Source organism: Komagataeibacter saccharivorans, assembly GCF_003207825.1.
GTDB classification, from domain to species: domain Bacteria; phylum Pseudomonadota; class Alphaproteobacteria; order Acetobacterales; family Acetobacteraceae; genus Komagataeibacter; species Komagataeibacter saccharivorans.
This window is the reverse complement of record NZ_NKTY01000001.1, coordinates 174,596-198,250: the sequence shown is the minus strand read 5'-3', so window position 1 is coordinate 198,250 and position 23,655 is coordinate 174,596. Positions and strand designations below refer to the sequence as shown.

At 64.0% G+C, this 23,655-nt stretch carries 19 protein-coding genes; 10 read left to right on the top strand and 9 right to left on the bottom strand.

Annotation, left to right across the window (positions count from 1 at the left end):
* Positions 1-59 precede the first annotated feature (59 nt).
* Together CFR79_RS00930 and CFR79_RS00925 are read right to left on the bottom strand one after the other, a co-directional pair.
* Positions 60-1,307: an MdtA/MuxA family multidrug efflux RND transporter periplasmic adaptor subunit gene (locus tag CFR79_RS00930; protein WP_110546551.1), complete on the bottom strand. Its 1,248-nt coding sequence runs from the start codon at positions 1,305-1,307 to the stop codon at positions 60-62.
* Between the two features lie 175 nt (positions 1,308-1,482).
* The gene (locus CFR79_RS00925) at positions 1,483-2,958 is read right to left on the bottom strand and encodes an MFS transporter (protein ID WP_408884550.1); all 1,476 of its coding nucleotides are present in this window, start codon (positions 2,956-2,958) and stop codon (positions 1,483-1,485) included.
* A gap of 109 nt (positions 2,959-3,067) precedes the next feature.
* Between CFR79_RS00925 and CFR79_RS00915 the strand changes: the two genes are divergently transcribed.
* The 4 genes from CFR79_RS00915 to CFR79_RS00900 all read left to right on the top strand — a co-directional run bounded on the left by CFR79_RS00915 (position 3,068) and on the right by CFR79_RS00900 (position 6,615).
* Entirely contained in the window at positions 3,068-3,370 is a 303-nt protein-coding gene (locus CFR79_RS00915; RefSeq protein ID WP_102323190.1) for a CsbD family protein, read from the top strand.
* 157 nt (positions 3,371-3,527) lie between these two features.
* Entirely contained in the window at positions 3,528-4,181 is a 654-nt protein-coding gene (locus tag CFR79_RS00910; RefSeq protein WP_165927291.1) for a ribonuclease HII, read from the top strand.
* Between the two features lie 7 nt (positions 4,182-4,188).
* Complete coding sequence (locus tag CFR79_RS00905; RefSeq protein WP_110546546.1) at positions 4,189-5,292, top strand: site-specific DNA-methyltransferase; 1,104 nt, start codon at positions 4,189-4,191, stop codon at positions 5,290-5,292.
* Positions 5,293-5,337: 45 nt separating this feature from the next.
* Complete coding sequence (locus CFR79_RS00900) at positions 5,338-6,615, top strand: DNA adenine methylase (protein WP_110546544.1); 1,278 nt, start codon at positions 5,338-5,340, stop codon at positions 6,613-6,615.
* Positions 6,616-6,753: 138 nt separating this feature from the next.
* On the opposite strand, the gene CFR79_RS00895 is transcribed toward CFR79_RS00900, so the two are convergent.
* The 5 genes from CFR79_RS00895 to CFR79_RS00875 all read right to left on the bottom strand — a co-directional run bounded on the left by CFR79_RS00895 (position 6,754) and on the right by CFR79_RS00875 (position 14,379).
* On the bottom strand, positions 6,754-7,344 hold the full coding sequence (locus tag CFR79_RS00895; protein ID WP_102323193.1) for a hypothetical protein: 591 nt from the start codon (positions 7,342-7,344) through the stop codon (positions 6,754-6,756).
* 114 nt (positions 7,345-7,458) lie between these two features.
* A complete protein-coding gene (locus CFR79_RS00890) occupies positions 7,459-9,603 on the bottom strand; it encodes a VWA domain-containing protein (protein WP_110546541.1) in 2,145 nt (714 codons plus the stop codon).
* A complete protein-coding gene (locus CFR79_RS00885) occupies positions 9,600-12,326 on the bottom strand; it encodes a DUF4159 domain-containing protein (RefSeq protein ID WP_110546538.1) in 2,727 nt (908 codons plus the stop codon). Before CFR79_RS00885 ends, CFR79_RS00890 begins: the two co-directional genes overlap by 4 nt.
* A complete protein-coding gene (locus tag CFR79_RS00880; RefSeq protein ID WP_110546536.1) occupies positions 12,323-13,324 on the bottom strand; it encodes a DUF58 domain-containing protein in 1,002 nt (333 codons plus the stop codon). The genes CFR79_RS00885 and CFR79_RS00880 overlap by 4 nt, the downstream gene beginning before the upstream one ends.
* A 2-nt stretch (positions 13,325-13,326) precedes the next feature.
* Positions 13,327-14,379 carry an AAA family ATPase gene (locus CFR79_RS00875; protein WP_110546533.1) on the bottom strand — a complete coding sequence of 351 codons (1,053 nt, stop codon included), beginning with the start codon at positions 14,377-14,379 and terminating at the stop codon, positions 13,327-13,329.
* 94 nt (positions 14,380-14,473) lie between these two features.
* Between CFR79_RS00875 and CFR79_RS00870 the strand changes: the two genes are divergently transcribed.
* The 6 genes from CFR79_RS00870 to CFR79_RS00845 all read left to right on the top strand — a co-directional run bounded on the left by CFR79_RS00870 (position 14,474) and on the right by CFR79_RS00845 (position 21,440).
* On the top strand, positions 14,474-15,049 hold the full coding sequence (locus CFR79_RS00870; RefSeq protein WP_102323198.1) for a DUF1285 domain-containing protein: 576 nt from the start codon (positions 14,474-14,476) through the stop codon (positions 15,047-15,049).
* Positions 15,046-16,269: a CCA tRNA nucleotidyltransferase gene (locus CFR79_RS00865; RefSeq protein ID WP_110546531.1), complete on the top strand. Its 1,224-nt coding sequence runs from the start codon at positions 15,046-15,048 to the stop codon at positions 16,267-16,269. The genes CFR79_RS00870 and CFR79_RS00865 overlap by 4 nt, the downstream gene beginning before the upstream one ends.
* A 52-nt stretch (positions 16,270-16,321) precedes the next feature.
* Complete coding sequence (locus CFR79_RS00860) at positions 16,322-18,106, top strand: ABC transporter ATP-binding protein (RefSeq protein ID WP_110546528.1); 1,785 nt, start codon at positions 16,322-16,324, stop codon at positions 18,104-18,106.
* Positions 18,107-18,321: 215 nt separating this feature from the next.
* Positions 18,322-19,431: an HlyD family secretion protein gene (locus CFR79_RS00855; protein ID WP_102323201.1), complete on the top strand. Its 1,110-nt coding sequence runs from the start codon at positions 18,322-18,324 to the stop codon at positions 19,429-19,431.
* Complete coding sequence (locus tag CFR79_RS00850; protein ID WP_110546526.1) at positions 19,428-21,005, top strand: DHA2 family efflux MFS transporter permease subunit; 1,578 nt, start codon at positions 19,428-19,430, stop codon at positions 21,003-21,005. Before CFR79_RS00855 ends, CFR79_RS00850 begins: the two co-directional genes overlap by 4 nt.
* Before the next feature lie 15 nt (positions 21,006-21,020).
* Positions 21,021-21,440, top strand: coding sequence for an NUDIX hydrolase (locus CFR79_RS00845; protein ID WP_110546523.1), 420 nt, complete (start codon positions 21,021-21,023; stop codon positions 21,438-21,440).
* Here the strand turns inward: CFR79_RS00845 and CFR79_RS00840 are convergent.
* Positions 21,422-21,925, bottom strand: coding sequence for an RNA pyrophosphohydrolase (locus CFR79_RS00840; RefSeq protein WP_110546521.1), 504 nt, complete (start codon positions 21,923-21,925; stop codon positions 21,422-21,424). The genes CFR79_RS00845 and CFR79_RS00840 overlap by 19 nt on opposite strands.
* 21 nt (positions 21,926-21,946) lie before the next feature.
* Positions 21,947-23,557 carry a S41 family peptidase gene (locus CFR79_RS00835; RefSeq protein WP_110546518.1) on the bottom strand — a complete coding sequence of 537 codons (1,611 nt, stop codon included), beginning with the start codon at positions 23,555-23,557 and terminating at the stop codon, positions 21,947-21,949.
* Between the last annotated feature and the right edge of the window lie 98 nt (positions 23,558-23,655).

Sequence of the window (23,655 nt, the reverse complement as noted above, 5' to 3'; positions counted from 1 at the left end):
CGGCGGCAGGCAGGGCAGTCGTTCAGTCGGGGGGAGGATGGGCGTGGATACGCGCACGTCTAGCCCTTCTGCCCCTGCGGGGCGCCGGTGGCCGGTGTGGCTGTGGCATCGCCCGGCTGCGGGATGGAGACTTTTACGCCATCGCGCAGGTGGTCGACCCCGTCGGTTACGACGCGCTCGCCTTCCTTCACGCCGTCCGTCACCACGGTCATGGAATCACTGGCATGGCCGACCTTGACGTTGCGGACCTCCACAGTGCTGTCGGCGCGCACGACATATACGAACTGGCCGTTCGGGCCGGTCTGCAACGCATTGGTCGGCACCAGCAGCACATCATGATCTGTATTGACCAGCAGGCGCGCATTGACGAACTGGTTGGGGAACAGCTCTTCCTGCGAATTGGGGAAGATGGCGCGCATGCGCACCGTACCGGTCGATGTGTCGATCTGGCTGTCCAGCACGCTGACCTGCCCGGTCGCGATATGGGTAAGGTTGCTGCTGTCCCACGCATCGACGGGCAGCGGCGTGCCCGTGCGCAGGCGGGCGGCCACCGGCCCGATGTCATTTTCCGGCAGGGTGAAGATGACCGAGATCGGCTGCATCTGCGTCAGGATCACCAGCCCGTTGGTCTGGCCGGCCGTGATGTAATTGCCCATGTCCACCTGACGGATGCCCACACGGCCATCCACCGGGGCCAGGATGTGGCAGTAGGTGATCTGCAGCTTTTCGTTGTCCACCAGCGCCTGATCGGCCTTTACGGTGCCTTCAAGCTGTTCGACCTTGTACTGCTGGTCTTTCGCCGTCATCGCGGCGACGCTGTTCTGGCGGATCAGGCGCTGATAGCGGGCATTGTCCACGCGGGCGGCGGCAAGCTGGGCCTGATCCTGCTCAAGCTGGCCCTGATACTGCGCCAGCAGGACTTCATACGGGCGGGTATCGATCAGGGCCAGAAGGTCGCCCTTGTGCACGTGCTGCCCTTCGGTGAACAGGACCTGCATGAGATAGCCATCAATACGCGACTGCACCGTTACGTTGGTGATCGGCACCACCGTGCCCAGTTCCGTCAGGATCACGGGCATGTCGCCCTTGCCCACGGTTGCGACCGCAACCGGCTGGTCGCCCGTGCGTGCGTGTTTGGTCGTGGTGGTGTGGGGGCGCAGGAATGCGACGGCAAGGACGACCGCCAGCGCCCCGCCGGCCAGATAGATCAGCCGGCGGCCATGGCGTGGCCGGGGCGCGGGGGGCGTGCTGTCCGCAGGGGGCGTACTGTTCGTCGGCGGAGTGGTCGAGGAGGAAGATGTAGCCATGCGGTCGGTTTTCTGCCTGCTATCGTGGGGGCGTCCAGTCTGAACAAACCGGGCCATGTGGAGGACTGTGGTTTCAGATCGACTTTGTCAGAAGGTTAACATGGGGGTGAGGTGTACGAAGTTATTGAATGTAACATCATAAAGACATGGCGGAATGTAAAAACCACCTAATGTTTCAAGGCCGGTCCTTTTTTCCGTCCGTTCCGTCATGACCGCTTACGGCAGCCCCCGCATTGGCTGAAAGCCGCAGCAGGACGGGCAGCGCCATTATCGCAATCACGCCACACACCACGAATGTAAGGCTGTAATCCGCTGCCTGCCACCGCACAGGCAGCGCCACCTGACCGAAGGCCAGGCAGCCCGCGGCGACGCATATGCCCAGCGTCAGCATCACCTGCTGGCAGGTGGCATACAGGCTGGTCGCGGCACTCATCCGTGCGGGCGCCATGTCGGCATAGGCCACGGTGTTGTAACCCGTGTAAAGAAGGGTCTGCCCCACGCCGTTCAGGCCCAGCAGGACCAGCAGCCAGACCAGTGGCGCACCGGGCCGGAACAGGGCAAGCAGCAGGCAGATGCACGGTAGTACAAGGCTGGTCGCGCACATGACCGTGCGGAACCCGCGCCCCCGATAGATGCCCGGCGCGGCAAAGCGCATGGCCAGCGCGCCAACCGGCGCGATGAAGGTGATCAGCCCGCTTTGCGCCGCGCTGATGCCAAAACGTGTCTGGAGCAGGGAAGGGATAAGGAAGATGACCCCTGCCGTCGCAATGCGCGTCAGTCCCCCCGCAATGACCGAAACGCGGAAAGTGGAAACCCGCAGCAGGGTCAGGTCAAGCACCGGATGTGTCATGCCCCGCGCATGGCGCACATACGCCACCCCGCCAAGGGGTGCCAGCAGCAGCAGGCCAACGGCCAGCGGGCGCGGAAAGCCCGGGCGGGTCAGCATTTCCATGCCAAATATCAGCCCCGCCAGCGCGGTGCTGGACAGGATATTGCCCCGCAGGTCAAAGGGCGGTGGCGCACTGGCGCGAAAATGGGGAATGAACCGTCCCGTAAGGGCGATCGCCACCAGCCCCAGTGGAATGTTGATGTAGAAGATCCATCGCCATGACAGGTAAGTGGTCAGGAAACCGCCCAGAACGGGGCCGGACATGGGGCCGATGGTCGCGGGCAGCATGACCCATGCCATGACCGACAGCAGTTCCGATTTCGGCACGCTGCGCAGGATCACAAGCCGCCCCACCGGCACCATCATCGCACCACCCGCCCCCTGCACCAGCCGCGCCAGCGCCAGTACCGGCAGGCTGGACGCCCATGCGCACAGCAGCGATCCGGACAGGAACAGCATGATGGCGCAGCGTAGCGTGGCCCGGCTGCCAAAGCGTTCCGCCATATGGCCCGATGCGGGAATGAGGGCTGCAAGGCCAAGCATGTACAGCGTCAGCGCGATGCTGGTCTGGGGAATATCGACGTGGAAGTCGCCCGCCATGGCGGGCAGCGCGGTGATCAGGGCCGTGCCGTCAAGCTGTTCCATCATCATGAGGCTGGCCACGATCAGCGCCATGAGGCGCTTGCGGGTAGTGGACAGCGGCGGCGCCATGTTCGGGGGCGGTGGGGGGAATGTGGAGGAGGCGGTCGTCAAGGGGGGCATGATGATGCATGATAGCCGGTACGGAACCGTATGCGCCATTGCTGCGTTATACGTCGATGTTGCCCACCTGTGCTGTTATTGGGCCGGGCCATTTATTGGAGTGTAAATTATGTCGGAAGACAAACCGAATACTGTCGAAACCAAGGCTTCGGGCGTTGTGGAAGAAGGTGTCGGTCGGCTGAAGGATGCCGCAGGCGGCCTGACGGGCGATATGGGGCTTCAGGCCGAAGGCAAGGTCGATCAGCTCGCGGGCATGGCCCGGCAGGAATTTGCCGACCTGTACGAAGAAAATGAAGGCCGCGTGGAACGCGCCGTGACCTTCGTGCGGGAGCGTCCGCTGTTTTCGCTGGGTATCGCGGCGGCTGTCGGTACCGTTCTGGGCTTTCTTTTCTTCCCCCGTCGCAAGGGCTGAAACCGCCCCGAGTCGTTTTTTTTCATTTTAAGGGACTCGATGAGTCCACAGCATCTTGCGCAACCCCACATAAAAATGGTTTCCATCCTTTCAGAACGGAAATCGGATGCGAATCGGGCACTTACAGTCCGATTCGCATTCGGGCGGGAAGGAATGGATGCCGGATTACACGCTTGAGGATGCGCATGGGGGGCTGGTCGCCGGGGTGGACGAGGTCGGTCGCGGCCCGCTGGCCGGCCCCGTTGTCGCGGCGGCGGTAATATTCTCCTCCGGTGTTCCCGACGTGCTGGCCGAGCGGCTTGACGATTCAAAAAAGCTCCGGCCCGCCATGCGGCAGAAGCTATACGATATCCTCCATGCCACGCCCGACGCCCTGATCGGAGTGGGGGCCGCCTCTGTCGCTGAAATCGAACAGCATAACATCCTGCGCGCTTCATGGATCGCCATGCAGCGTGCCGTCATGCGCCTGCCGCGCCAGCCCGAACTGGTGCTGGTCGATGGAAACGCCGCACCCGCCTTCGGGTGTCCGGCGCAATGCGTCGTGGGCGGGGATGCGATCAGCCTGTCCATCTCGGCCGCGTCCGTCGTGGCCAAGGTTGTTCGTGACCGGTTGATGACACGGCTTGCACGACGCTGGCCCAGCTATGGCTGGGACTGCAACGCGGGCTATGGCACGGCCATCCATCGCGCGGCCCTGATGGCCGATGGCGTCAGCCCGCATCACCGTGCGGCATTCGGTACGGTGCGCCGCATCGTGCAGGCATCCGTTTCCCCTTTTTCACACCCTAGCGCGGAGCAGCCATCATGCTGAACAATTCATGAGCGGTGCGGTTATGATGGAATTGCCCTTGGATCAGGTGCTGCGGGGGGACTGTGTCGAGATGATGCAGACGCTTCCGGCCGGTTCGATCGACTGCGTGTTCGCTGATCCGCCCTATAACCTTCAGTTGCGTGGCGAACTGCGCCGTCCCGACGATAGCGTGGTCGATGGCGTGGATGACGACTGGGACAAGTTTACCGACCTGCAGGCGTATGATGCCTTCACCCGCGCGTGGCTGACCGAAGCCCGGCGCGTGCTGCGCAAGGATGGCACGATATGGGTGATCGGGTCGTACCATAACATTTTCCGCATCGGCGCGATTTTGCAGGATCTGGGATTCTGGATCCTCAATGACGTGATCTGGCGTAAATCCAATCCCATGCCCAATTTCCGTGGCCGGCGCTTTACCAATGCGCATGAAACGCTGATCTGGGCCGCGCGTGGTCCCGACAGCCGTTACCGATTCAATTATCAGGCCATGAAGGCGCTGAATGATGATGTGCAGATGCGTTCGGACTGGTACCTGCCGCTGTGCACGGGGGGGGAACGGCTGCGCAATGAACATGGGCTGAAGCTGCATCCGACCCAGAAGCCCGAAAGCCTGCTGCATCGCGTGCTGGTCGCCTCGACCAATGTGGATGATGTGGTGCTTGACCCCTTTACCGGCACGGGCACCACCACGGCCATGGCGCGCAGGCTGCGGCGGCGCTTTATCGGGATCGAACGGCATCCCGACTATGCTGAAGCCGCAATCGGTCGTGCGCGGCGTGAAAAACCCGTGCCGCTGGACAGTGTTCTGACCACGCCTGCGCGGCGTGAAAGTCCGCGCGTGCCCTTTGGCCTGCTGGTTGAACGCGGTATGGTGCCGGCGGGTACCGTGCTTATGGACCGGCAGAAGCGGGTGCGGGCCACGGTCTCGCCCGATGGCACGCTGGTCAGCGGGCATAACCGGGGTTCGATCCATAAAATGGGTGCGACGTTGACGAATGCGCCGTCATGCAATGGATGGACCTTCTGGTATTTCGAGCGTGAAGGCGAACTGGTACAGCTTGACGAATTGCGGGGCGAAATCCGGGCGGAGCAGGCTGCCGTCGCATCCTGAACAGGGGTGGCGACCCGTGGCCACGATGTTACAGGGGAACATGGCATGACCGTGTCGCCCGGCGCCGCCGGGCCGCGTGATGCGTCGCCCGCCGAATGGAACGCGGCGCGGCATTCTGCCCTTGTGACGGATGATTACCTGTTCAGCCAGATCATCCCCTATATAGGCAACAAGCGTAAACTGCTGGGTCTGATCGCGCAGGCCATCGCCGCAACCGGGGAAATACCGCAGCAGGCGGATTTTGTGGACCTGTTTGCGGGTACGGGTGTTGTCTCCCGTCTGGCCAAAAGCCTTGGGTTCCGTGTCCTGACCAATGACTGGGAACCCTATAGCGAATACCTGAATCTCTGCCATATCGGCATGCAGTCAGCCCCCCGCTTTCATGGTGGCCGCGATTATGCTGATGTTATTGCCGAACTTAATGCCCTGCCTGCAACGGAAGGGTGGGTAACGCGGCATTTATGTCCTGATGACGACGTGCATTACGATACGGCGCGCGACAGGATGTTCTACATGCGCAAGAACGGCATGCGCATTGACGCGATCCGTAACCAGATCGCGCAATGGGACCATGCGGGACTGCTGGATGCCGGGCAGAAAGCCTGCCTGCTGGCTCCGTTATTGTACAGTGCCAGTTACAACAGTAATACCAGCGGGTTGTTCAAGGGATTTCACCATGGCTGGGGTGGCCGGACGGGTACCGCACTGTATCGTATCGCCGCTGATCTGTGCCTGCGCCCGGCCTGTTTCATGGATAACGGGCGCGATAACCGCGTGCTGCGCATGGATGCGCAGGCGCTGGCCGCAGAACTGCGCGGGCAGGTGGCGGATGCGGCGATCGCGTATGTGGACCCGCCCTATAACCAGCACCCTTATGGCGCGAATTACCATGTGCTCAATACCATAGCCTTATGGGACAAGCCGGAACTTGCCCCCAAGATCACGGGACGGAACAAGGCAGGGATCAGGCAGGACTGGCGGACAGCACGACGCAGTCCCTACAACTACCGGGGGCAGGCGCTGGATGCGTATCGACAGCTTCTGCGCACACTCGATACCCGCTGGATTGCCACCAGTTACAGCACAGACGGCTTCATTCCCCTGACCGACATGCTCCGCGCCAATTGTGAGCGGGGTGATGTTCAGGTGTTTACCCGTAGCTACAAGCGTTACCGCGTCAGCAGCCAGCGCCAGTCACCGCGTCCGATGACGGTCGAATTCATCCTGCTGACCCATACCCGGCGTAACGCCACGCGCACGCCTGACGAAATCATGCACGAAATCACCACGATTGAGGCCAGTTTGGATAACCCTTCGGCCTGATAAGGGGCAGGGAGCCGCCGTATCGGGCAAACCTTTTCCTGGCGGGGCGGGCTTTATGCCCACAAGACCGCTGTGCCCTGCCATGTGGCGCGCCACATGCGCCCGTTACGGTATACCCTGAACGAAGGGGCAGACGTACTAGCTGCCACCAAAACCCAAGAATCCGATGGAAGGCTGGGCATGCCCGCCTGATGCATCGTAGCGGCGGTCCACCGTGGTGGGCGCATGGCGGGGCATGGTCAGGGGCGGCCCATCGTCTTCCCCCCCTGCATCATTGCTGTCCGTAAAACGGGGGTCGGAATCCGAGAAGGTGCGCATGGACAGCAGCAGGAAGGTGATGTCATTGCGGTTCAGATCGATCGACATATCCAGCGGCGTCTGTCCCAGCACGTTATGGCCGGTCATGTCCGCGCCCCGGTTCAGGGCTTCCTTGGCGGCGCCCAGACTGCCACGGTTGATGGCGTCGAACAGCGCATCCGTCGGGTTCATGTCCGAATTGGCGTGGCCGTGTTCTTCCTCACGCGATTCAGCACCGGGCAGCGCCGCGGGCGGGGCGGCGGCTTTCGCGGCGCGTCGGGCTTCGGATTTCTTGGCCGCGTCAGCGGCTTCGGCCTCGGCTTCCGCGTCGTCGGCATCCTGTGCGTAAGCGGCGTGAAGCGGCATGTGCAGCACGGGCAGGCCCGCAAACAGGGCGGCGACAAGAAGATATATACCGGATCTGGAAATCATGTCCTGTCCCGAGAGTGAACGTCTGGGCCGCCGCGCGGTGTTCCCGCACGGAACCAGACAGAATTGCTCATTAGCGCAAAATGATGGCGGATGCGATATGTAATCATCTTTCCGTCATGAACGGCTTTCCCGCCACCATGCCATAAGCAGCATGGCGATAACGAACAGCCCCACGGCCCATGCGGGCAGGATGGTACGGGCCTGCTGGCCCGATATGCTGTGCGCATTGCGCGCGGGAAAGGCGAAGCGATCGGCGCTTGATGTAACTTTCCCGCCGACCATTACCATCTGTGGCAGCGACGGCTGATCCGCATTATCGCCCAGCCAGTGTACACCCCCGCCCGTTGCCGCCGCCATGGGGGCAAGGATGGAGGCCGTGGCCCGCAGGTCGGCGAACTCGACCGGATCTTCCGCGCGTGGCGCGGCGAAGGCCTCATGGCCCGCATCATCACGAACGGTCCAGATCCCGTCCTGCTGCGCGGGCAGGCGGGCACGCGCCAGACCCGTGGTGCCCGCAGGTTCCAGTGTGATGGACTGTGTCCTGCCATCGGGGGCCGTGACATGGACGACCGGCGGCGGGCCGGAGGTGATCGAACGCCGGGTAATGGTCATCTGGCCTGCGGATATGCCAGCTTCAAGCTGGTTTTCCTCCAGCTCCGGTTCCTTCATCAGCCAGTGGGAAATCCGGCGCAGCAGTTCCGACTGTGGGCCGCCACCCCCTTCGCCATGCGACCACAGCCATGCCTGATCGGACAGCAGGAACGCGACACGTCCCTTGCCCGCATGATCCAGCACCAGCAGGGGCTGCCGGTCCGGCCCGGTCATAAGGACTTCGCCACTGGCAGAATCCGTGCGCAGGCTGCGGTACCATGGTCCCCATCCCGGCTGCGTCTCGGCATGTTCGGGGGCGCCGGGCAGGCCGGATGTTACGGGATGGCGCATGCCGGTTTCGGTCAGGTCGGGCCGGAAACGGCGTACGGTCATGCCCTCGTCGGGTGCGACATGGGCGGGCAGGATATCGGACAGGGGAGTGTTCTGTAGCGAACCGGGGGTCAGGAATTCCGGCCCGCCAATCAGCAGCAGCCCGCCACCGGCGCGGATGTGCCGGACGATATTGCGCAGATAGGCTTCGGGCAGGATGCCCCGGTTTTCAAACCCGTCAAGAATGATGAGGTCAAACTGGTCGATCTTCTGCTGGAACAGTTCTTCCACCGGGAAGGCGATCAGCGCCAGATCGGACAGCGGCGTCCCGTCATCGCGGTCAGGCGGCCGCAGGATGGTGAAATGCACCAGATCGACCGAAGGGTCGGCCTTCAGCAGTCGCCGCCATACCCGTTCCCCCTGATTCGGGGTGCCCGATACCAGCAGGACGCGCAGCCGGTCGCGCACGCCATTGATGCGGATGACATCATGGTTGTTGCGTGTCGAGACCTCGCCGGGCAGTTCGGGGGCGGACAGGCCCACCAGCATTTCACCCGGATGGGTAACGGGCAGGGTGATGTCCTGCGGCTGGCCGATCCGTACGGGGCGGGAGAATGTCGTGCCGTCGCCCTGCGTCAGCGTAAGCTGCGTGGTCGCGCCGGGGGTGGGACTGGCGCCCTGATCGTCAATCTCGACGCGGATGGTCACGTCCTTGCCTACAATGGCGAAAGGCGGGGCCTGCAGCACGCGCAGGTGACGGTCGGTTTCCTCGCCCTTCGCGGTCAGCAGCACATGCAGCGGCAGGACCGTGCGGTGGCCATGCCCGTCATCGGGGTTGAGCGTGTCGGGCAGGCTGGCAGGGACATCATGATCCTCGCCATCCGTAATCAGCACGGCACCCGCAAGGCGGGAGGGCGGGATGTCCGCCGCCGCCTGCTGCAATGCCCCGAACAGGCGCGTGCCGCCATGCTGTGCTTCCCGCAGGGTTACGATACGGGGCACCAGTCCCGGCACGCGGTTCATTTCGGCCTGCACGCGCTCGGCCGCGTTGCGGGCCATGTCGCCACGCCCGCGTTCGGACATGGATGCCGACTGGTCCACGACGATCAGTGCGGTTTCCGGCAGCGGATGCCATGTTTCCGTGATGCGCTGGGGATTATACAGCCACGTGATGACGGCAATGGCCGCCAGCAACCGCCATATACTGCCGCGCACGCGGCGTATCATGCCGGCAGCGGCCAGCAGCATGACCCCCACCAGCAGCAGATCAAGACACCACGGCGCCACCAGCGGGCTGAAAGTCATCATATGGCGGGACAGATCGGGCATTCCCATCATTCCCCCAGCCGTTTCAGCAGCGCGGGCACATGCACCTGATCGGCCTTGTAGTTACCCGTCAGCGCGTAAATGACGGCATTGACCCCGAACCGGTAGGCCATGACCCGCTGGCTGGCCCCATCTGGCACCGGGGCGTAGGGGTTGTTGCCACCTTCATCCACGGCCCAGGCATGCGCCCAGTCATTGCTACCGATAATGACGGGACTGACGCCATCATTGGTGCTGTCGCCTTCCTGCGCCACCCATACGGGCATGCCATCGTAGCGCCCGGGGAAGTCGTGCAGCAGGTAGAAGGTGTGGGCCAGCACATGATGACTGTCGAGGCGCATGAGCGGCGGCACGTCCAGACCCGCCGTCATCCGGCGCAGTGCTGCCGCCGTGCCGGGGGCCGAACCGGTAAAGCCGCTGGCGTTGTCCGGTGCCGTGGCCGGGTCCTGACCCTGCGTATCGATCATCAGGATGCCGCCATGGCGCATGTAGGTATTCAGTGCTGCCGTGCGCGCGGGCGTGGTGCTGGCACTGGCCGTGACGGGCCAGTAGATCAGCGGATAGTAAGACAGGTCATCATGTTCCGGCACCACACCGTCCGGGTGGCCCAGCACAGCGGAAGTGCGGGCGTTGACGTAGTCGGACAGGCCCTGAAGCCCCTCTCTGGACACGGTATCGATCTCGCTGTCGCCTGTCGTGATATAGGCCAGCCGGGTTTCCAGCGCGGCGGCGGGCACATCGGGCGGGATGTCCGCCGCATGGGCCGGTCCGTGCAGCATGCAGCCCCCCAGCAGCACTGCCGCCATGGACCGCCGTGCTAGCCTGCGCCCGCGCTGGTGTATCGTGATGGCCCCGTCAATCAGCAGCAGCACGGTCGCCAGCACCATAAGTAGCGGCCCGATGGCGATGTCGGGCACCTGTCCGCGCAGATCGGATACGGTTCCGATGGGCCCCTCGGCCACCATGGGTGGGGCCATGTCGCCGGGGTTGAGCGCGCGGCGGCTGTTGCGTGGCCCGTAAAGTCCGGGCGGATGCTCGGGGGAGGGTGCGGTCCGGCCAAACGCGTCGGCCCGCATCGCCTGTACGCCCGCGGGCGGGGAAACCAGCGCACCATCACCATCCAGCACCATATAGGGGGCAAGCAGCGTTGCCCCCGCCGGGGTTTCGATACCTGATGCCTGGTCGATCAGGTGTTGCAGCATACCAACGAACAGGCCCGACAGTGGCAGGTTCGACCATTCCGCCGTGCTGGTGACGTGGAACAGCACGACCTGTCCCGCCCCCAGCGCGGTATGGGTAACGAGCGGCGTGCCATCCGTCAGTCGCGCCCAGCTATGGTTGTCCAGATCGGTGGAAGGCTGTGCCAGAACCTGACGCGAGACGGTGACATCGGCGGGAATATCAAGGTCATGAAACGGGGACGACGCCGGGAAGGGCGCAAGGGCTTCCGGTCTGCTCCATGACATGGTGCCGCCCAGCACGCGTTCGCCGCCCATAAGCGGCACCGGCAGCAGCGCATCCGGGCCTGAAGGGGCGTGGTCGGGCGTATCCGTTCCCTGAATCAGCAGCGGTCCGGCAAAGCGGATCAGCGTGCCACCCGCGCGCACCCATGCTTCAACTTTTCTGCGGCTGTCGGGATTGCCCAGCGTGCCATCGGGCGCGATGATGACCGATAGCGGGCGTGAAAGCAGGGTATCCAGATCGCCTTCACGCAGTTCGGCACTCGGCTGCAATGCGCGGCGAAGGTAGAACAGGCTGCCCATGAGCGGCGTATCCGAAGCGGAACTGGCGATCAGCCCCACCGGGCGCTGGCGTTCGCGCTCATCCAGCAGGCGGATGCCCGCAGGCCCCGCCACGCCGTCCAGCGAAAGATGATCGATCTTGCCGCGCATTTCGGCGGGCAGGTCGGGCTTTACATCCACATGGTCCGCGCCCGCTGGCATGCTGACGGGCAGCAGCCCGAGCGTGCCGCCGGTCGGGGTTTCAAGGCGAAGCTGCCAGTTGCGCGGGAAGGCACGCGGCACGGCGCGGATGCGGGTGGCAAGGCTGCTGTCCCCGCCGGATGGCGCCAGCAGCGTGATGTCCGAATTCGGTAGCTGCATTTCATGCACCGGACCGATCCGCGAAAGTGCGGCGGCGAAACCGGCATCGGCGGAAGTCGCCAGTCCATCGGCGATATACAGGACGGGACCATGCCAGTTCTGCTGCGCAAGCTGTTCCAGTGCGTGTGTCGCGGCCACGCGGTCCACTGGCCATGAACGCGGCAGCATGGGATCAATGATCCCGCGCAGCACGGCGGCCTGCCGGGCGGGTTGCACGGCGGGCGTATCAAGCGCATCGCTGCGCGCGGTCAGCAGCAGGCGAACGGTATGCCTGGTACGGGCCAGATGATCGAGCATGCCATCCAGCGCGCGGAGACGCTGCGGCCATGTGGAGGCTGCAGCCCAGCCGTTATCGAGCACGATCAGGCAGTCTGCATCTGCCATGCCGGTCTGTCCGCGCGGAAAGATGGGCTGAGCCAGCCCAAGAACCAGCAGCAGCACCGCAAGACAGCGCAACAGAAGCCGCCATAACGGGGCGGAGGTCGCATCCGGCGGCGATGAATCAAGCTGCGCCAGCAACCGGACGGGCGGAAAGGACTGGGATCTGGGCGCGGGTGGCAGCGCATGCAGCAGCCACCACACTACAGGCAGGGCGACAAGGCCCAGCAACATCCACGGCGCAAGCAGGATCATGGCCTGTTGCCCCCCATGCCCAGCAGCGCGTGCAGCGCCAGCAGCGCCTTTTCAGGCGGCTGGTCGGTCATATAGGGCACCGGCAGGCTGCCCGCCGCCTGACACAGGCCGCGCAGCCGTTCCTGATGACGTTTCCATACCGCTGCATAACCCTGGCGCAGTTCCGGGCCGCCGGTCAGCAGCAGGGCCGATTCCTCCTCCAGTCCGGTAAAGCGGACATGGCCTTCATAGGGCAGGGTCGTCTCCGCCGGGTCGATGATTTCCACCAGCGTGCCAATTGCCTGCCGGGCGGTCAGCGCGCGCAGGAATGTCGTGAACAGGGCTGGGGGATACAGCCCGTCGCCAAACAGCAGCACGCGGCTGCGCGTGGGGATTGCGGCAGGCTGCGGCAGGGTGGCCTCATCCGCCGCCCGGCGGAGGGATGCGATCAGGCCATGCGCCATCTGTTCCAGTGCATGCCGTCCCTGCAGCCGCAGGGGCGGCCCGCCACCCGTATCGAGCAGCCGGATATGTTCGCCCCGTCGCAGCAGCATGGCGGCGCTGGCCAGCGCCAGAACGAAGGCGCTTTCGGCCTTGAGTGGCAGCGCGTCATCCGAATGCCACCGCATGGAGGCGCTGTTATCGCACCACAGGCAGATGGTGTGCGGGGTCTGGGCCTCACGCTCACGCACGAAAGCCCTGTCGCCCCGCGCGGACTGCCGCCAGTCGATATGGGTGCTGGGTTCACCGGGTGCCGCGGGCCGGTACTGCCAGAATTCGTCCCCCTGTCCGGCCTTGCGGCGCGGATGGGCACCCTGACCGGTATTTTCCGCAATGCGGCGGGCGGTCACGATCAGCGCGGGCAGCCTGCTGGCCAGTGAATCGGCCAGCGCCGTGGCGGAAACCGCATTGCGGGGCAGGAACGTCCCGCCCGTCGCATCCGGCGCTGGCGCGGGCCGTCCGGTAGCCTGCCGGGCGCGACGTGACAGGCGTGAGAGGAAGGACAGGGGAGCAGGCAAGGTCAGCCGATCCGCCCGACCAGCGTATCGACCAGTCCCGACAGGCTGGTATTTTCCGCCCGCGCGGTAAAGGACAGGGCCATGCGGTGGACAAGGATGGGATGCGCCAGCGCCGCCACATCCGCAATGGTGGGGGAAAGCCGCCCGTCCAGCAGGGCGCGCGCACGGGTGGCCAGCATCAGGGCCTGTGCGGCGCGGGGGCCGGGACCCCATGCCACGGCTTCGCGTATCACGGGATCATCGGTGGTTTCGGGGCGGGCGGAGCGGACAAGGCGCACGATCGCATCCACGACCTGTTCGCCCACCGGCAGGGCGCGGACCAGCCCCTGCGCGTGCAGCACGTCGGCTGCACCCAGCACCGGACTGGCGGTGGCGGTGGTGGTGCCCGTGGTGGCCAGCAGCATGGCGCGTTCGGCCTGAATGTCCGGGAAATCGAGCGTGACCTGCATCATGAAACGGTCAAGCTGGGCTTCGGGCAGGGGGTAGGTGCCTTCCTGCTCGATCGGGTTCTGGGTCGCCAGCACATGGAAGGGGCGCGGCAGCAGGTGGTTGGTCCCGGCGATCGCGACCTCGCGCTCCTGCATCGCCTGCAGCAGGGCGGACTGGGTGCGGGGGCTGGCGCGGTTGATTTCATCGGCCATGAGCAACTGGCAGAACACCGGCCCCGCCACGAAACGGAAGCTGCGGCGGCCGCTTTCATCCTCATCAAGGATTTCGCTGCCCAGAATATCTGACGGCATGAGGTCGGGCGTGAACTGCACGCGTCGCGCATCCATGCCCATCACACGGCCCAGCGTCGTGACCAGCAGCGTCTTGCCCAGTCCCGGCGCACCGACCAGCAGCGCATGGCCACCCGCAAGGATGCTGGTCAGCACAAGCTCGATCACCCGGTCCTGACCAAGGATGACACGGCCCAGTTCCGTACGCGCCTGCTTGAGGCGGCCGGCCATGGCTTCGGCCTGCGCGGCGATCTGTTCGCCGGTCAGGGCAGTGGAAAATGTCATGCCCGCCTGCGGCGCTGCATGGAGGGGCGAATTATCATCCATGGTCATCATTCCAACAGTCTGACAGGTCCGGGGGTTTCATCAAGCCGGTGTTGATCCCTATATCAAGTCAAGCAGCTTCCATAGTGTCGGGTTAACGCAATTGATGGACGATTTCGAGGCTGGAGAGATCCAGCCGCATCCAAACCTGCAGTCGGCGACCACATGTGGCGCGCTGCCTTTTCTGATCCAGCGGGACGGGACATGGCTGTACCGGGGCAGCCCGATCCGCCGCAAACCGATGGTGTGCCTGTTCGCATCCACCCTGCGCCGCGATGCGCAGGGCGGCTACCGGTTACAGACACCGGTAGAACAGGGCACGATAGAGGTGGAGGACGCACCCTTCGTCGCAACCGAACTGGAATGGCATGGCTGCGGGCGCGGGCAGGTGCTGTCGTTTCGCACCAATGTCGATCAGGTGATCTGTGCCGGGCCGTCGCATCCGATTCGCTGCGACTGGGACGTGCCGTGCGAAAGCTGCGGCACCGGGCCGGTACCCTACATCCATGTGCGTGACGGGGACGGGGCTTTACCTGTCGAAGCCCGCATCGCCCGTCCCGTCTATTACGAACTGGCGGCGCTGGCGGTGGCAGGACATCACCGGGGCGTGCCCTGTCTGGGAGTGTGGAGCCAGAATGTCTTCTTCCCCCTGTCGGCCATGCCGGCTGAAGGCTGTTCATGACGGTAGATAGCCCGCTTGTCCGCCTGCGTCGCGATATGCCCGATGTGGCGCGGCAACTGGATACGCTATGGGCCATCGTGCCCGATGCGCGGCTGGTGGGTGGGGCTGTGCGCGATCTTCTGTGCGGGCGGACGGTGACGGACATGGATCTGGCTTCCCCCCACACGCCGGAGGAGGTGATGGAACGCCTTGGCCATGCCGGGATCAAGGTGGTGCCGACGGGCCTTGCCCACGGAACGGTGACGGCGGTTCTGGATGGCCGTCCGTTCGAGATCACGACCCTGCGCCGCGATGAGGAAACCGACGGTCGCCACGCCACCGTCGCATGGACCCATGACTGGCGCGAGGATGCGGCACGACGCGATTTCACCATCAACGCCATGTCATGCGACCGGGCAGGCGTGGTGCATGACGCTTTCAATGGTCAGGCCGACCTTGCGGCGGGATGTGTGCGGTTTGTAGGCGACGCCCGCCAGCGCATTACCGAGGACGCCCTGCGTATCCTGCGCTTTTTCCGCTTTCAGGCCCGTTATGGCCGGGGCAGGCCGGATGCGGCGGCCATGGCGGCCATCACCGATCTGGCTGCCCTGATCGAGCGTCTTTCGGTCGAGCGCGTCTGGTCGGAACTGCGGCGTATCCTTGTCGGCCCCAATGTCATGGAAACGCTGGAACAGATGCAGGCCAGCGGTGTGCTGGACCATGTCCTGCCAGAAGGCTGCGACATGGTGCGCGTGGGCAGGCTGCTGGCCTGTGGCGCGCCAGCGGATGCGGTGCTGCGTCTTGCGTCCCTTGTAGCAGGCGATGTGCGCGCCGTGGCCCGGCGGCTGAAACTGTCGCGTGCCGATGGAACGGCGCTGGCGCAGACACGCGGGGATGCCGTGCCGCTGCCCGGCATGGATGCGGGCACGCTTGCCCGCCTGCTGGCCGACCATGCCCTGCGTGACCTGCTGTGGCGCACATGGCTGTGTCAGGCCGACCGGATCGGGCAGCCCGACATGCAGTGGGATGCGCTGCGCCACCGGCTGGAAAAAATGCCACGTCCGGTCTTTCCCCTGACCGGACGTGATCTTGTGGCGGCAGGCTGCGCGCCCGGCGTGGGGGTGGGGCGGGCGCTGGTGGAAATGCGCCAGTGGTGGCTGGATAACGGGTGCGTTGCGGATCATGCCGCCTGCCTGCGGCATATGCATGACGTCCTGCGGCGGGTCGGACATAATTTGTAACCGTATGTCGCGGCACTTTGTTTTGCACAGGCTTGCCGTTATAGGCCGACGAATGAACGTAATTCCAACGCCCGGACCAGACCGACAGGCCCCGCAGGCCGATACGGTGCCGTCGCGTCGCCTCATGCGGCGGCTGTGGCGCGATGAACTGGCCGGTCACAAGCTGCGCATACTGGGGGTTATGGTCATGACCGCGCTCATGGCCATATTCAGCGCGCTTTATCCGCTGGTGATCCAGCGCGCGCTGGACATGTTCGCAGCCCATGATCCGCGCATACTTTATCAGGTGCCGCTTCTGGTCGTGGTGATTACGGTGGCGAAGGCCATCTCCCAGTACGGGCAGTCCATCGCGGTGCAGTCGCTGGTGCTGATCGTCATTCGTGGCCTGCAGGGGCGGATGTTCCACCATCTGGTCCATGCCGATATTTCCCGTATCGAAACCGAGGCCCCGGCCCAGATCGCCGCGCGGTTCACCACCGATGCCGTCTCGATTCGGGAGGCGATGATCCGTGCCACCAACGCCCTGGGCGACGGTGTTACGGTGGTGGGGCTGATTGCCTCCATGCTGTATATGGACTGGGAACTGAGCCTGATCGCCGCCGTGCTGTATCCGATCGCCGCCATGCCGGTGCGTAAGCTGGGCAAACGGCTGCGACGGGAATCCGGCGGGGTGCATGAGCAGATAGGCGAGACCAGCGCCATGCTGGCGGAAAGCTTCAACCAGTCGCGTACCATCCGCGTCTATCGTCTGGAACAGGCCGAGCAGGCGCGTGCGGATAACGTTCTGGACGTGCTGCATGACCGTCTGCTGCGCATTGCGCGGGGACGCGCCCGTGTTGATCCGATGCTGGAGGTACTGGGCGGGATCGCCGTGGCCGCCGTTCTGGGCTTCGCGGGCTGGCGGGCGACGCAGGGCGGCGCGACGCTTGGCGATTTTTCCGGTTTTGTCGCGGCCCTGCTTCTGGCTGCCCGTCCGCTGCGTGCGCTGGGTACCCTCAACATCGCCCTGCAGGAAGGGCTTGGCGGCCTGCAACGGGTCTTTGACGTGATTGACGAACCCGTGGCGGTGGCGCAGGCGCCCGATGCGGTCGGGCTGCCTGCAGGCCATGGCGAACTGTGTTTCGAGCAGGTTTCCTTTCAGTATCCTGATGGGCGCATGGGGCTGGACGGGCTGGATTTCATCGCCCGGCCGGGTCTGACCGTGGCGCTGGTCGGACCATCGGGCGCGGGCAAGTCGACGGCGCTGTCCCTGATCCCGCGCCTGCATGACGTATCGGGCGGTCGCATCACGCTTGATGGCGTTGATCTGCGGCACCTGATCCTGCCTGAACTGCGCGATGCAATTGCCTATGTCAGTCAGGATACGTTGCTGTTTGACCTGCCGGTCGTGGACAACATCCGCATGGGCAACCCGCAGGCGACGGATGCGCAGGTGCGCGACGCCGCGCGTGCCGCGGCGGCAGATGAATTCATTCAGGCCCTGCCGCAGGGCTACCATACGCGGGTCGGGCCGGGAGGGCAGCGCCTGTCTGGCGGCCAGCGGCAGCGTGTGGCACTTGCACGCGCCCTGCTGCGCAATCCCCGCGTGCTGCTGCTTGATGAAGCCACCAGCGCGCTGGACAGCGAGAGCGAGGCCATTGTCCAGCAGGCCCTTGCCCACCTGCGCCATGAGCGGACAACCATCGTCGTCGCGCATCGACTGTCCACCGTCCGGTCTGCCGACCTTGTGGTGGTGATGGCGGCGGGCAGGGCGGTGGAATGCGGCACGCATGATGCCCTGATCCAGCATGACGGACTGTATGCGCGCATGGTGCGCAATCAGGCTTTCACCCTTTAGGGACTGTTCCCCAACCCGGATTCCGGCGGACTGAAATATCCGTAGCCGGGGGCAGGCAGCCGCGAAAACATCGATCCGACGTGGTGGAATATGCATCCGGAGCGGTGATGGCGGTTGAAGTGTGGCAAGCTTCGTGTCATGGATTGACCGACCCGTTCGGTCAATGCGTGGAATGACAGGATCAGGGGCTGCAATCAAAGTGATGAGGGAACCAGATGGCCGCGGACGAAGGCAAGGCAGCTGAAGACGGACATGTCGTCGCACAGGATGACGGGGATAATCAGACGAAAGAGGGATCATCGCGCCGCAAGCTGATCCTGATTGGCGTTGTGGTGGTGGTGCTGCTTCTGGGTGGTCTCTACTGGTTCCTGCACCGTCATGAGGTGGAAACGGACGACGCCTTTACTGCCGGTCGCGCCGTGGCGGTGGCCCCGCATGTTTCCGGCTATGTGACCGAACTGGCGGTGAATGATAACCAGTATGTTCATCAGGGCGACGTGCTGGCCCGTATCGATGACCGTAACTGGCGCGCCCAGCGCGATCAGGCCCAGGCTGCGGTGGATATCGCGCGTGCGCAGGTCCGCAACTACAGCCTGCTGTCGGAAGTGGCGAAAAAGAATTTCCCCGGCCACCTGATGGTGGCGCAGGGCCAGCTTGCCGCCGCGCAGGCGCAGCAGTTCCGCGCGGAAACCGATTACCGCCGCCAGCATGGTGTCACGCGTGAGGCGACATCGCAGCAGAATATCGACTACGCCACCGCCGCCCTGAATGCGGCGAAGGCGCAGGTGCTTGAGGCGCAGGGCAACCTTGAAACCGCGCTGCCTGTCATTCCCAATATTTCCAGCACCGAAGCCCGCGTGACGGAGCAGGAAGCCCAGCTGGCGCAGGCCGAGGCCAAACTGCGCGAAGCGGAACTGAACGTGGAATGGACCACCATCCGCGCGCCGCATGATGGCTGGATCTCGCAGCGCAATATCGAACGCGGCACCTATGTCAACGCGGGCCAGACGGTCATGTCCGTGGTCGAGCCGGAGGTGTGGGTCGTGGCCAACTACAAGGAAACGCAGCTTACCCGCATGCGTCCGGGCCAGAAGGTGGATATTGCCGTTGACGCCTATCCCTTTCTGAAGCTGCGCGGACATGTGGATTCGCTCCAGCTCGGCACGGGTGCCACCTTCAGCGCCTTCCCGCCGGAGAATGCGACGGGCAACTACGTGAAGATTGTCCAGCGCGTGCCGGTCAAGATCCTGATTGATGAAGGACTGCGCCAGGACGTGCCGCTGTCGCTTGGCCTGTCGGTCGAGCCGACGGTCCACACGGAATGAGCGCGCAGGCGGCAGGCCCCGCTGGCGCGGCGGATGGCGGGGGCTGGAAGCCGAAGCACAACCCATGGCTGATCGCCGTGGTGGTGACCGTCGCCGCCTTCATGGAGATTCTCGACACCACCATCGTCAACGTGGCCCTGCCGCATATCGCGGGCAGCCTGTCATCAACCTATGATGATGCGACGTGGACGCTGACCTCCTATCTGGTGGCGAACGGGATCGTGCTGACCATCTCGGGCTGGCTGGGCAAGCTGCTCGGGCGCAAGCGCTATTTCCTTATCTGTATCGCCATGTTCTCGCTGTCGTCCTTTCTGTGCGGCATCGCGACCAGCCTGCCCGAACTGATCCTGTTCCGTCTGATGCAGGGCTTTTTCGGCGGCGGACTGCAACCCAACCAGCAGTCCATCATTCTGGACACCTTCCCGCCCAACAAGCGTGCGGCGGCCTTCGGGCTGACCGCCATTGCCACAGTGGTGGCCCCGGTCCTCGGCCCGTCCCTTGGCGGGTGGATCACCGATAACTATTCGTGGCGGTGGGTGTTTTTCATCAACGTACCGGTGGGCATCCTTGCCACCATTGCGGTTTCGATCATGATTGATGACCCGCCATGGGCCCGCAAGCAGAGCGCGCCGCTCGATTTCGTGGGGATCGGCCTGATCACCATCGGCTTCGGCTGTCTGGAAGTGGCGGTTGACCGGGGTGAGGATGAGGACTGGTTCGGTTCGCGCATCATCGTGATCATGAGCATCCTCGCCGTGCTGGGTATCGGCGGTGCGATCATGTGGCTGCTGCGGGTCAAGCATCCGGCTGTGGACCTGCGGGTGTTCAAGGACAGGAATTTCGCCGTGGGGACCGGTCTCATGGGGGCGGTTGGGGCGCTGCTCTATTCCTCGGCCATTATCGTGCCGCAGTTTTCCCAGCAGATCATGGGGTATACGGCCACCCTGTCGGGGCTGATCCTTTCACCGGGCGGTGTGGCGGTCATCATCCTGATCCCGATGGTCGGTATTGCGATGAAGCACGTCCAGCTTCGCTACATCATCGCCTGTGGCTTCTTCCTTATGGGCGCATCAATGCTGTGGTCGGCGCAACTGGTGCCATCACTGGATTTCCGGCATCTGGTCATGTTCCGCATGAGCCAGACGGCCACGCTGGCCTTCCTGTTCGTGCCGATTTCGACCATCACCTATGCCACCCTGCCACGCGAACTGAACGCCGATGGATCGGCCCTGTTCAGCATGTCACGTAACGTTCTGGGGTCGCTGAGCATTTCCGGGGCCACCGCATTGGTGACGGAACTGCGGCAGGCCCACCAGAACCAGATGGTCCACTGGATGACGCCCTACCACCAGCCATTCAATGAATACCTGGCACAGAGCCGGGCAGTGGCCCTTGCCCGTGGTTATGCGCAGAGCGCCATCAATAATGTGGCGATGGGGCGGTTGTATAAGGAGTTCCAGAGACAGGTCGCCATTCTGGCCTATAATGAGGTGTTCATGATTCTGGGCATCGGCGCAATGCTGGTCGTGCCGTTCTGTTTCCTCATGGCGCCACTCAAGGGGGGCGACAAGTAATAAGGGCTTAGGTGTATGGCGGGGGTTATCCGGGTTGTATGTGCGGCGGTCATCGTGCGCGAACGGTTGCTGGTCGTGCGCAAGCAGGGCACGACCGCCTTCATGCTGCCCGGCGGCAAGCCCGATGCGGGTGAAAGCCCGCAACAGGCGTTACAGCGTGAAATACGCGAAGAACTGGGATGTGGCCTGACACCGGGCAGGGAACTGACAGGTGATTTTTCTGATGCGGCGGCCAATGAACCCGGTCATATCGTCCAGGCACGCATATGGCTTGCCCTTCTGGACGGCGCGCCCGTAGCCGCAGCCGAGATTGCGGAACTGCGCTGGGTTACGGTCGATGATATGATGACCCTGCCGCTTGCCCCGCTACTGCGCGGCAAGGTCATGACCGCGCTCGTGCGCGGTGGTCTTATGCCTCAGGCCGCGACGGCGTAGCAGGCGAAATAATCCGCCAGTTTGGTATAGATTTCTTTTTTGATGCCGACATTGAGATGGGGAAGCTGCTCCAGCCTGACCCATTTCCACAGGTCGAATTCCGCAGGCAGGTGCGTATCCAGCCTGATATCCGCATCCTGTCCGGTAAAGCGCAGGGCGAACCAGCGCTGGGTCTGTCCACGGTAACGGCCGCCCAGCGCCCGACCGATCAGGTGCGCGGGCAGGTCGTAACTGAGCCATTCGGGATAGGTGCCGACGACCTGCACGGCGCTGGTCCCGATTTCTTCGCGCACTTCACGTAGTACGGCGGCTTCGGGCGCTTCGCCTTCATCAATGCCGCCCTGCGGGCACTGCCATACGCCTTCATCGGGCGGGCCACCCGCGCCGGGCATGTCCGTCCGGCGCGCGACCAGCACCATGCCCTGTCGGTTGAATACAAGCGCACCCACATTCGGGCGGTAGGGCAGGGTGGCGGGATCGGTCATGGGGTCAGGCTTCCGGCACGATCAGGGATGGGCAGGTGTGGCAGGCGCAGCGGGTGCCGCAGGCGCTGCCGGTGTCGATGGAGCCGTGGCAGGTGCCTGCTTTTCCGCCGGGGTGGATGTGGGTGAGGGTGTCGTCGTCGGCACGGGGGCCTTCGGTTCCCCGCCTGCCGGTGCCGATGTGGTGGCAGGCGGTGTCGGCTGGGATTTGTCATTATTGTGGGATTTGTCGTCATGCACCGGCGCATCTGCTGCAACCGGCAGGCCCGCCATGGACCGTACGACCTTCAGCCCTTCCTGCAACTGGAAGTCCGTCGTGGGCTTCAGCGGGTCGAATTCCGGCCAGTTCGCCGGGGGCTGGGCGGGGATGGACCTGGCGATGGCGGGCAGGTCGGTGCGCGAAGGGGGCTGCGCCGTATTGCCGCCGCGGTTCTTGATGATATGCGCCAGATCCGCTTCATGGATGCTGTAGCCCGCATCATCATGTGCTTCACGCACGGTAATGTCGGGTATGATCCCCAGACCCTGAATCGAACGGCCGGACGGCGTGTAGTAGCGCGCCGTGGTCAGGCGGATCGCCCCTTCGCCCGGAATGGGCAGGATGGTCTGCACCGATCCCTTGCCAAAGGTCTTTTCACCCAGCAGCACGGCGCGCTGGTGATCCTGAAGCGCACCGGCCACGATCTCGCTGGCGGAGGCGGAGCCGCCATTGATCAGCACCACGATCGGCAGGCCGTTGGTAATGTCGGTATTATGCGCATCCCAGCGCTGGCTGTCCTGCGGGTGGCGGGCGCGGGTGGACACGATCTCGCCATTGCGGATGAAGTCCGAACCCACATCAATGGCCTGCGTCAGCAGCCCGCCCGGATCGGAACGCAGGTCGATGATAAGCCCTGCCATCTTGTTATGGGTCTGGGCCTGCAGCTTCTTGTAGGCCGCGAGCAGGCCGGACTGCGTTTCCTCATTGAACTGCGCGATTCGGATATAGCCGATCGTGTCATACAGCGAGGATTTGATGACCAGCAGCGGAATGACCGCGCGCGTCAGGGTCAGGATAAGGGGCTTGGGCGCCTTTTCGCGGATCAGCGTCAGCGTGATGCGGGTATCGGGCTTGCCGCGCATGCGGGTGACCACCTGATCCAGCGGCTGGCCGTCGATATTCTTGCCGTCGATGGCGACAATGAAATCGCCAGGCTTGATGCCCGCGCGCGCGGCGGGGGTATCGTCAATGGGGGAGACCACGCGGACATGCCCGTCCTCACCCTGAACTTCCAGTCCCAGCCCGCCAAACGTGCCCTTGGTCTGGACCTGCAGGTCGGAGAACTGCTTTTCCGTCATGTAGGAGCTGTGCGGGTCCAGTCCGCTCAGCATGCCGTTCAGCGCGTTGGTGATCAGGTCGCGGGTGGAAACGGGTTCGACATAATTGGCCTTCACCTTTTCCAGAACGTAACCGAACAGGAACATGAGCTGTTCGATTTCACGCGGAGAGTTGTCATCCTTGGAGACAATGTCAGCCGCATGGGCCATGGGGGCAAGGTTGCCCCACCTGCTGGCTGAATAGTGGGCGATCTGCGGGGCTGCTGCGATCCCTGCAAGAAAGGCGCAACCGATCAGCAAGCCATTACGGAACTTCATGCGTCGTTGTCTCCTGGATGCCCGCCGCCTTGTCCCGGCTGGCCTGCATGTATTCTTCGCGTTGCGTTGTAACGTGATCCTGCCCATCCGTCACGGGT

Excerpts from the sequence above, each read along its gene's own strand:
- CFR79_RS00930 (WP_110546551.1), bottom strand. The coding sequence starts at position 1,307 with ATGGCTACATCTTCCTCCTCGACCACTCCGCCGACGAACAGTACGCCC.
- CFR79_RS00925 (WP_408884550.1), bottom strand. The coding sequence starts at position 2,958 with ATGCCCCCCTTGACGACCGCCTCCTCCACATTCCCCCCACCGCCCCCG.
- CFR79_RS00915 (WP_102323190.1), top strand. The coding sequence starts at position 3,068 with ATGTCGGAAGACAAACCGAATACTGTCGAAACCAAGGCTTCGGGCGTT.
- CFR79_RS00910 (WP_165927291.1), top strand. The coding sequence starts at position 3,528 with ATGCCGGATTACACGCTTGAGGATGCGCATGGGGGGCTGGTCGCCGGG.
- CFR79_RS00905 (WP_110546546.1), top strand. The coding sequence starts at position 4,189 with ATGAGCGGTGCGGTTATGATGGAATTGCCCTTGGATCAGGTGCTGCGG.
- CFR79_RS00900 (WP_110546544.1), top strand. The coding sequence starts at position 5,338 with ATGACCGTGTCGCCCGGCGCCGCCGGGCCGCGTGATGCGTCGCCCGCC.
- CFR79_RS00895 (WP_102323193.1), bottom strand. The coding sequence starts at position 7,344 with ATGATTTCCAGATCCGGTATATATCTTCTTGTCGCCGCCCTGTTTGCG.
- CFR79_RS00890 (WP_110546541.1), bottom strand. The coding sequence starts at position 9,603 with ATGATGGGAATGCCCGATCTGTCCCGCCATATGATGACTTTCAGCCCG.
- CFR79_RS00885 (WP_110546538.1), bottom strand. The coding sequence starts at position 12,326 with ATGATCCTGCTTGCGCCGTGGATGTTGCTGGGCCTTGTCGCCCTGCCT.
- CFR79_RS00875 (WP_110546533.1), bottom strand. The coding sequence starts at position 14,379 with ATGATGACCATGGATGATAATTCGCCCCTCCATGCAGCGCCGCAGGCG.
- CFR79_RS00870 (WP_102323198.1), top strand. The coding sequence starts at position 14,474 with ATGGACGATTTCGAGGCTGGAGAGATCCAGCCGCATCCAAACCTGCAG.
- CFR79_RS00865 (WP_110546531.1), top strand. The coding sequence starts at position 15,046 with ATGACGGTAGATAGCCCGCTTGTCCGCCTGCGTCGCGATATGCCCGAT.
- CFR79_RS00860 (WP_110546528.1), top strand. The coding sequence starts at position 16,322 with ATGAACGTAATTCCAACGCCCGGACCAGACCGACAGGCCCCGCAGGCC.
- CFR79_RS00855 (WP_102323201.1), top strand. The coding sequence starts at position 18,322 with ATGGCCGCGGACGAAGGCAAGGCAGCTGAAGACGGACATGTCGTCGCA.
- CFR79_RS00850 (WP_110546526.1), top strand. The coding sequence starts at position 19,428 with ATGAGCGCGCAGGCGGCAGGCCCCGCTGGCGCGGCGGATGGCGGGGGC.
- CFR79_RS00845 (WP_110546523.1), top strand. The coding sequence starts at position 21,021 with ATGGCGGGGGTTATCCGGGTTGTATGTGCGGCGGTCATCGTGCGCGAA.
- CFR79_RS00840 (WP_110546521.1), bottom strand. The coding sequence starts at position 21,925 with ATGACCGATCCCGCCACCCTGCCCTACCGCCCGAATGTGGGTGCGCTT.
- CFR79_RS00835 (WP_110546518.1), bottom strand. The coding sequence starts at position 23,557 with ATGAAGTTCCGTAATGGCTTGCTGATCGGTTGCGCCTTTCTTGCAGGG.